Annotated in this window: 4 protein-coding genes and 2 pseudogenes; 2 read left to right on the top strand and 4 right to left on the bottom strand. The window is 58.5% G+C overall.

The features are described 5' to 3' along the window. Nucleotides 1-356: 356 nt before the first annotated feature. The gene (locus D3227_RS39250; RefSeq protein ID WP_120019338.1) at nt 357-1,544 is read right to left on the bottom strand and encodes an IS110 family RNA-guided transposase; all 1,188 of its coding nucleotides are present in this window, start codon (nt 1,542-1,544) and stop codon (nt 357-359) included. An 85-nt stretch (nt 1,545-1,629) separates the two neighbouring features. Here D3227_RS39250 and D3227_RS39245 point away from each other — a divergent pair. Together D3227_RS39245 and D3227_RS39240 are read left to right on the top strand one after the other, a co-directional pair. After that, nucleotides 1,630-2,439: pseudogene (locus D3227_RS39245) on the top strand (ISNCY family transposase); the annotation flags it as partial. Nucleotides 2,440-2,743: 304 nt separating this feature from the next. Beyond that, nucleotides 2,744-3,084, top strand: a pseudogene (locus D3227_RS39240) (6-carboxytetrahydropterin synthase). Between the two features lie 236 nt (nt 3,085-3,320). Here D3227_RS39240 and D3227_RS39235 read toward each other — a convergent pair. The 3 genes from D3227_RS39235 to ectB all read right to left on the bottom strand — a co-directional run bounded on the left by D3227_RS39235 (nt 3,321) and on the right by ectB (nt 7,630). Beyond that, a complete protein-coding gene (locus D3227_RS39235) occupies nt 3,321-5,210 on the bottom strand; it encodes an IucA/IucC family protein (protein ID WP_120019337.1) in 1,890 nt (629 codons plus the stop codon). 328 nt (nt 5,211-5,538) lie between these two features. Next, the gene (locus D3227_RS39230; protein WP_120019336.1) at nt 5,539-6,381 is read right to left on the bottom strand and encodes a 2OG-Fe(II)-dependent halogenase WelO5 family protein; all 843 of its coding nucleotides are present in this window, start codon (nt 6,379-6,381) and stop codon (nt 5,539-5,541) included. Further along, nucleotides 6,371-7,630 (bottom strand): diaminobutyrate--2-oxoglutarate transaminase, encoded by a 1,260-nt coding sequence (gene ectB, locus D3227_RS39225; RefSeq protein ID WP_120019339.1) that lies wholly within the window; start codon nt 7,628-7,630, stop codon nt 6,371-6,373. The genes D3227_RS39230 and ectB overlap by 11 nt, the downstream gene beginning before the upstream one ends. Nucleotides 7,631-8,186 lie beyond the last annotated feature (556 nt).

Genomic DNA, 8,186 nt, shown 5'->3' with positions numbered 1-8,186 from the left:
GGCGCAACGCCGCACATATTGCGGGCGAGTGGTTTCGGTCCAGGGCATCATGATCTCCGTCGAATCTCAGCAATCCGACAGAATCACAACCCGCTGAAATCACTCACCTCTTTTTGGAACGGACACTGAGCCCGATTGCAAGACGCGGCTCGTTGCCAAGCCAGATCCAACTTATATACGGTCGCTGTTCGAGACAGCGGAACCAACATCCCGCTTGCGGCGGACAAGGGCTCATGAGGACGAGACCATTCTATCAAGCGGCGTTTGAAGCCATACTCAACTGCGGTTCGTCCCACCTGGATCCGCCAGGACTGATCGGGTCCTGGAAGATTGAGGAATTCGGTTGCGATCGGGGATCAGGCGGTCCTCATCACGGCCCCCTCGACGACGACGCCGGCATTGACGTATTTCCATAGCGCGACAAGCAGCTTGCGGGCGAGTGCCACGATCGTCTTCTTCTTCAGACGACCATCGTTCTGCTTCACCCGCTGCTTGAACCACAGGCTGAGCGCTGAGTGCGGCTGATGGCGCAGCCACAGCCAGGCCACCTGGATCAGCGTCGTTCGCAGCCTTGGATTGCCGGCTTTCGAAACCCCCTGGTCGTGATCGACAGAGCCGCTCTGCCAGGGTGTCGGCGCAAGGCCAGCATAGGCAGCAACTTGTCGTCGGTTGTCAAAATGACGCGACAGCCCCTCCGACCACAAGACAACGGCAAACTCCGGCCCGATGCCTTTCAAGGCGAGCAGCATCGCCGGTGCCGGCTGCTCACAATCAGCGAAATGCGCAGAGCCGACCGGCGCGACAGCGAGCATGGCATCGCGCTCGGCCTCGACCGCTTTGATCTGTCCGATCAGCAGCTCCAGCCGATCGAGTTCGCGGCTGATCTGCATCTTCAGATGCGCCGGCAATGGTCGGCCGTCGCCGGTCCTCAGCTCCTCGAGCCGCGTGCGCCGGTCGCGGCGCAGCGGCTGGTAGCCGGATACGCCCTGGCTGAACAGCAGGCCCTTGATGCGATTGACGTGGCGTACGCGCTCGTTCGTCAACGCCTTGCGCTCACGCGAGATGCGGCGACGGTCCTCTTCCTCGGGCGTCGGCACCCGCAGCATCGCACAGACGCGCGGCTCGCCCCTTTTATAGGCGAGCAGCGCGCGCACCAGCGTCTCACCGTCGATCTTGTCGGTCTTGGCCCGCCGCCGCCGGCGCGAGGTCGCAATCGAGGCCGGATCGACGACGTGGCTTTCGATCCCCTCGGCCTGCAGCACGCGATGGATCCAGAAGCCGTCGAGCCCGGCCTCCTGGATCACGATGATGGGGAAGCAGCGCCCGGTCCGTGCCTGCGCCTTCCTCTTGAGCTCGGCAAACAGCGCCAGCAGGCCGGCGATGTCGTCGGCCGCCACCGCATGTTTCGACATCTTCTCGCCGCCGCCCGGCGACAGCGAGGTGATCAGCCATTTCGAACGGCTGAGTTCCAATGAGACGAAGATTGCGCCAAGATCAATGCGGATAGCGGTCGGCGCTTCAGGTCGTTCATTCGCAGCGAGCATGTTCGGCCTCTCCAGAGTAAGGTGTTGATTGAAAGCGACCTCACTTTGTCACAGCGCGGATCGCTATCCACCTCCTCATAGGATCTATCAGGAGCGGGCCTTCCATCTGGAAGACTCCGCCTCGTTCCGGGCCTTTGCCCGGCTGCCGTGGGGGTGGAGCCCGAAGAAGTCGGTGCTGCACAAGACGATCAGCGCCATACGGGCCGAAACCTGGGAAGACATCAATCGCATGCTGCTGGCGAGCGCCCGCCAGGACGGGGTCGAAACCGGCAGCGTCATGCGGCTCGACAGCACCGTCACCGCGGCGCTGATCCACGAGCCGAGCGACAGCAGCCTATTGTGGGATGCCGTGCGGGTGATGGTGCGCTTGTTGCAGCAGGCGGATGCACTGGGCAGCGCCATCCTATGGCACGATCATTGCCGCGCGGCGAAGAAGCGGGCCCGGACGATCCAGTATGCCCGCGGCCGCCCCAAACGGGTCAAGCACTACCGCGAGCTGCTCAAGATCACCTGCAAAACCCTGGGCTATGTCGAGCAGGCGGCGGCGCAATTGCCCCTGGCGGCGGGCCCGGCCGGCCAACTGTGGCAGGTCCAGATCCGCCACTACCGGCCGCTGATTGAACAGATCATCGCCCAGACAGAGCGGCGGGTCCTGGCCGGCGAGGCGGTGCAGGCCGGCGACAAGCTGGTCAGCTTGTTCGAGCCGCATGCCGACATCATCGTCAAGGGCAGCCGCGACGTCGATTATGGCCACAAGCTCAATTTGACCACCGGCCGAAGCGGGCTGATCCTTGACCTCGTCATCGAAGCCGGAAACCCGGCCGACAGCGAGCGGTTCTTGCCGATGCTGGAGCGCCACATCGGCATCTGGGACCAGGCGCCGCGGCAGGCGGCGGTGCGGCGCGACAATGAAGCTGCGAGCGCGTATTGCCTCGTCACCGAATGCTCCTGAACGATTCCTCCGTTGCCTCACCAACGCTACCATTCCCCCGCCGGCTGGCATCGACTGGCTCTGCGTCGGGGCCAAAGGCACGCCTCGTTGTCACCGCGGGGGACCAACTTAGACTTGTATATATCCTCAAATTGGCGCGGAGCCCGATGTTTCCACGTCCACCTTCGAGCATCTTCTGCTTCAGCCGATAATCGGGCCTGAATGCGAGGCGAACACGGATGCCGCTGTGGCCTACGGACGCTGGCGCTTGCAGGCTTTCACGTTCGAGGCAGCGCACCGCCTTCCACAGGTGCCCGAAATCCATCGCTGTCACCGGATACATGGTCCCTCATACCGCGTAGAGCTGCGTCTGGAAGGGCCCGTTGATCCAGTTACTGGTTTCGTAGTCGATTTCTTCGACGTCGAGGCTGTTTTGAACCGCTTCTGCAGCGTCTCGATCATCATTGTCTGAATGAGATTTGGGGTCTCGAAAATCCGATAGCGGAGAACATTGCGATCTGGCGGAGGTGTTGGTCGACGACATTTCCTCGGGCTCGACCTGGAACGGCTATGGAACACCTTCGTCATGCTGCGGAAGCAATGCGTTAGCTGGACAGCCACACGACGCCTACAACGACCCGCCTCTGCGCGATCTGATCAGACCCAAAGCCAAATGGGAGGTCGGGCAGAGCCGAACGTTCGCGATCTACGGATCTTTATACGTGCAACTGTCAACGACGGAATGGTATCGCAAGATGGTAGCCTCTTTGAACGGTTACCCACGGCCCATGACCTCTCGTTCAACCCTCGACGTTTGGCCCAACAAGATCAATGGGCTGGGTTTCTCATTCCGCTTCTGCCAGCGGATTGGGAAGCTCATGCTCAACCGGATACTCGCGATAGCGCTCCAGATGCATCCGGAGCACCGAGCGAGTTGGCCAGGGATTCTCCAGAAAAGCTTTGCGTTCCTCCAGCCAGAACGCGTCCGACCGCATGCGCGGCCTGAGCACATCAAAAGCTGCCTCGGTTTCTTCCCGCAGGATGCTCCAAAGACTCGTGTCTTTCAATGTATATTGTTCAGTGAGACACAGTGCGATCTCATGAAGGTGGCAGATGAAGCAGGCATCGATGACATATGAGCGCGCGGGACTGATATCATCATTGAACGTGGTGGGTAAGATCTCTTTGCGACCGAAGCGCTCTAGGCGGTGTCCCCGTTCCTCGAACAGGGGCGCAAAAATGCGGGTGTCGCCGAAATCACGGATCAGCAGTTTTCGTGGGCGGCCAGTTTGGTCGAACAGTACGATGCTGTTTTGCTGATGCGCCTCAAGAGCAATTCCGTAAAGCAGATACATGCCTAGTATCGGCTGGACGACGGTGCCTGCATAGGTGCGGAAGAACGCAGCAACGGTCGGGGCACTTTCATCGCCGTTCTTGGTGATCAATTCGTAAATGAGGGGACGACCATCGATCGGACTTGCTGTCAAAAGGGCGGCGGCAGTGACGGGAAAAAGTCCGTCACTGCGTGCCAGAGCGTCGGCGTTGCGATAGACGACCGAAAGAAAGCGGCCTCGATCCCCGTCGCCCGCCTCTTGGTGATGCAAGGTTGCACCCAGTTCTTCGGGCAAGATCTCTAGTCTCTTGTCGAGATCCTTCTCTTTTGACAGGATATCGGAAATCAAGGTGCTGATACGCGGCCCCATGTGAATCGACTTGGCTTGCAGAGCACGCTGTCCGCTGGTCATCCAGATCGCCACCGGTAACTTGATAAAGGGCCTCGGTTCCTGTGTGTCCGGAAGCATAGTGCGAAAGGACATGGACGGCAGCGTCAGGACCTCCGGGCCATCCGGGTCGAAAACACCGGAAGCAATCTCGGACGCGAATTCACGGCGCACGAAATTCTCAAGGTGCCAGCAATGGACGGGAAGAGGAAGCCAGTCCTCAGGCGACATTCCACGTTGATTCAGACCTTCCACCCAGTTGCGCCAGAGGTCGGGGAAGTTTTTTGAGAACCATTCCGAATAGCTGCCGACATGCGGCATTTTCTCCACGTAAATCCATTCCTTACGCAGCCCTGTAACGCGCACGCGCACACGAGCACCGAATTCAGGCGACAACGCACTCACGTCTGAAGGCGACATGCCGGGCTTGGCCTTCCATGTCGGATAAAAAGGGTGACCTTCCAACGCGCCCCACTGATCGAGAGTCATGGCCGCCAGGTGCGGCGGCAGGCTCTTAGCAAGATAGGCGAGGAATCCTTGCGCGCCCGCTTTAGCTACTTTCCCTCGCAGCACGGCACTCCAGTGCTCCCGGTGACGACGCGCCTGGACGTCGTTGCGCACGCTGTTTTCGACGTCGCGCAAAAGATTTTCCAAGCCGTCCGATGCCGGCGAAAGCGCCAAAGCGGGCGCGACCTGCGTTATAAGACCTGAGGGATCATCGAGCCCGTGCCGAGAGCCGGTTCCGTCTAGCACTTCGATGGAACCGCGATTTTGCAATGTTCCGGCAGGTGCGCGACGCAGGTCGGTGAAATGCAGGACCCGACTCAGCTGCCAAAGGGGGAGCCAAGCTTGATGGCCGTCGCGCGCCCACAACAATCCATCTGGTTCAAGAAGACGCTCAGCGAATAGGCAGCGTACCAACCGGTTGAGGGCATTGCGCCATGCGTTCTCGCAAAACTGCGCGTCGTGCGCTTGGGTGTCGGCATTTGCCGAGGAAGGCATCTTCTCGTGCATCAGGTTTCTCTGGTTAGTTGTTTAGCAATTAGGTCGTGGCGCTCTCCCGGCAACTCGCTGTGATACTTACGCGCCCAATTGTGGGTTTTCTTAATGGTGGGAGTTGCCACTTCGAGATGCGCGACCGTTAACACGAGTGGTGTTTGCTGGAAGCCGATCTCGTCGGGACAAGCGGTGCTGCCCGCCGGATTCGTTGTTTTGCAGCATGCCACAGACCATAGCGGATACCTGACATCGTAGCCGCCATAGACAACGTGACCATGCACAGATTGGCACTTGTACCCTTTACTTTCGGCGGAAGCCGGTCAGTTCGCTGCGACATCCAACTTCAGGTCCACCAGAGCACAAGATCTGGCCGCGCAAACCCCAAAAAGCTGTTCAGCACCAGGCGATGCCTTCCGTTGCCTGATTGTCGGGTGACCCCGTGGACGAAGCCGCCGTCGATCAGGCCGATGTCCCCGGCCTTAAGCTGGAAGTCCCGATAAGGAACGGTTTCAAGATAGGCTGCTGAATAGGGATAACCTGTACTCTCCAGGCCCTGCGACTTTCGGTCGGTGCCGGTCGGCTTATGGCTCCAAAGCCGCAGATTTCCACCCTCCTCGGCCATGATGGGATAGAAGTTGAGCGCTGCTACGATGTTTTTCGCCACCGCAGGGAGCTCGTAGTCATTCCCGGCATATAGGACTTGAGCGACATCATCGTGAGGCTCCAGGGCATACGTGCCCCCGCCAGACCAGCTAAGAGCGCGACAAATATTAGCCTGCCCGTCCTCCGATCGTGCCAGTCGCAATTCAACGCCCTGGTCGTGCAGGTCGCGCTTCAACGCGTTGAACAAACCGCGGACCGGATCAACCAAATTGCCAAGAAGCGCGTCGACATGCGGTCGCGCATTTCTTGCCTCTGCAAAATAGTTGGCTGCATCCTTCCTGTAGTGAGATGCGCCGACATATTCTCCTGGAACGCCATCTTTGCGCTCCTTGCGGCCAGGATTGCGAATAAAGTTGGCGGTGATCTCCTCGGCTACTTGCTTGCTGAATGCTTGCTTGATGTGCAGACCGGTGATCTCACCTTTCAGGACTGAGATGATCTCCGCAGTGCTGATCGAGCCGGTTCGTTCTCTGACCGTAAGAGGTGAGATAGCTGGCGCTTGAGATACCTGGTTAGTCTCCATTGGCTTGCTCCTGTAGTGCGTGATCAAGGATCGCGATGCCACGATCGAGTTCGTCATCGGTGATGGTTATCGGCGGGAGGACTTTGATGACGTCGCGATTTGGGCCCGAAGATTCGATCAGCAATCCGTTTTCGAACGCGACATCGTGCACACGGCCCACAACCGACTGTGAACGGCACTTGAGGCCGGCCATCAGACCGCGGCCGCGCTTCTGTTCAATGCACTTGGGAAATTTCGCAATAAGGCTGTCAAGGTGCGTTTGCAGCTTGACGGCTGTCCGCTCGACGCCTTCGGTAAACTGCCTATCTGACCACATTTTGCACATAGCCCCTGCCGTTACGAAGGCGAAATTGTTGCCCCTGAAGGTCCCGCTATGTTCTCCAGGATTCCATATGTCCATGTCGGGGCGAATAAGAACAATGGAGAATGGACTACCTGAACCGCTCAGTGACTTGGAAAGGCACACGATGTCGGGATCGATTTTCGCGAACTCAAAGGAGAAGAATTCGCCCGTTCGGCCCGCACCTGCTTGAATGTCGTCGACGATCAAAACAACGCCATGCTTACGGCTAATGCGCCGAATTTCTATGAGCCAGGCTGCGGATGCGGTGTTCATGCCACCTTCTGCCTGAATGGTTTCCAGAATGATTGCGGCTGGCTTTTCTATGCCGCTCCCTGGGTCGCCCAAAACGCGGTCGATGTAACTGGCCGAATCGAAAGCTTGGTTCGGATAGCCGTCATAGGGGACACGGATCACATCGTGGCGAGCAACGCCGCCCAGCTCCCTGGTCGACGCCGAACCCGATACCGCCAGAGAGCCGAGCGACATACCGTGGAACGCATTCGTGAATGCCATGACGCTCGAGCGGCCGGTATATTTCCGCGCCAGCGCCAGCGCCGCTTCATTTGCGTTTGTGCCGGTCGGCCCTGGAAACTGTATCTTGTACGAAAGCCCCCTGGGCTTCAGGATGGAATCCACAAACACTTCAATAAATTCACGCTTAGCTGCTGTATTCATGTCCAGCGATAGAAGAATGTTCTCGCCAACGAGATATTCGATTGCTGGTGCAATAATATTCGGATTGTTGTGCCCGTAGTTGAGTGCGCCGGACCCTACAAGGAAATCGATATATGGGTTACCGGCCTCGTCCCAGATTGTCGCCCCAAGGGCCGTCGTAAAGACTGCGGGGAACGACCGCCCGTAGCGACGAACGTTAGATTCATGAGCCGCGAAAACGTCGGTGTTCATCATAGGGTCCCCTGCATGAGGCGTCGCGTTCAACGAGAGTGATTAAAAGTTGTTTGGTCAGGGCTGTTCTTCAGTTTCACCCAGAATATCAGGTCAGTGCGTCAGTGACTTCCGACAAATCTTTTTGTAATGTCGACATGCTCCTCAAAAGTTCCGTCATACAATGGGGAGCGAACCTACGCGGCAACTGCTCTGCATTCCGGTATCTCTCGGTCAATGCGGTGGAACGAACTCCCTTCTAGAGTTTTCGGGCAGGCGTCGATACTACGGCATCTGGTAGTTGACGCACCTGCTTGCGGTCCACCAAGCGCCTACCAACAGACCATAAGTCTAGCGCCAGCGGCGCTCATGTGTGACAGGCGACTTCTGCCATTCAGCAAGCATGTTAGAGCGGTTTTCCCTTAATCGGAGTCGTTTGTTTGCAGTGAGCGGCTTGTTCTGATTCCCTGATCGAAGTGATTTGCGGAAGGAGCAGCGGCATGGCACGAGCTTACAGCCTGGATTTGCGGACGCGTGTTATCGAGGCGATAGAGGCAGGCCTGTCGACCCGAGAAGC

Origin of the sequence: Mesorhizobium waimense (assembly GCF_003601975.1) — a bacterium.
Lineage (GTDB): Bacteria > Pseudomonadota > Alphaproteobacteria > Rhizobiales > Rhizobiaceae > Mesorhizobium > Mesorhizobium waimense.
Note: the sequence above shows the minus strand (reverse complement) of the source record. Positions and strands in the feature narration are given on the sequence as shown.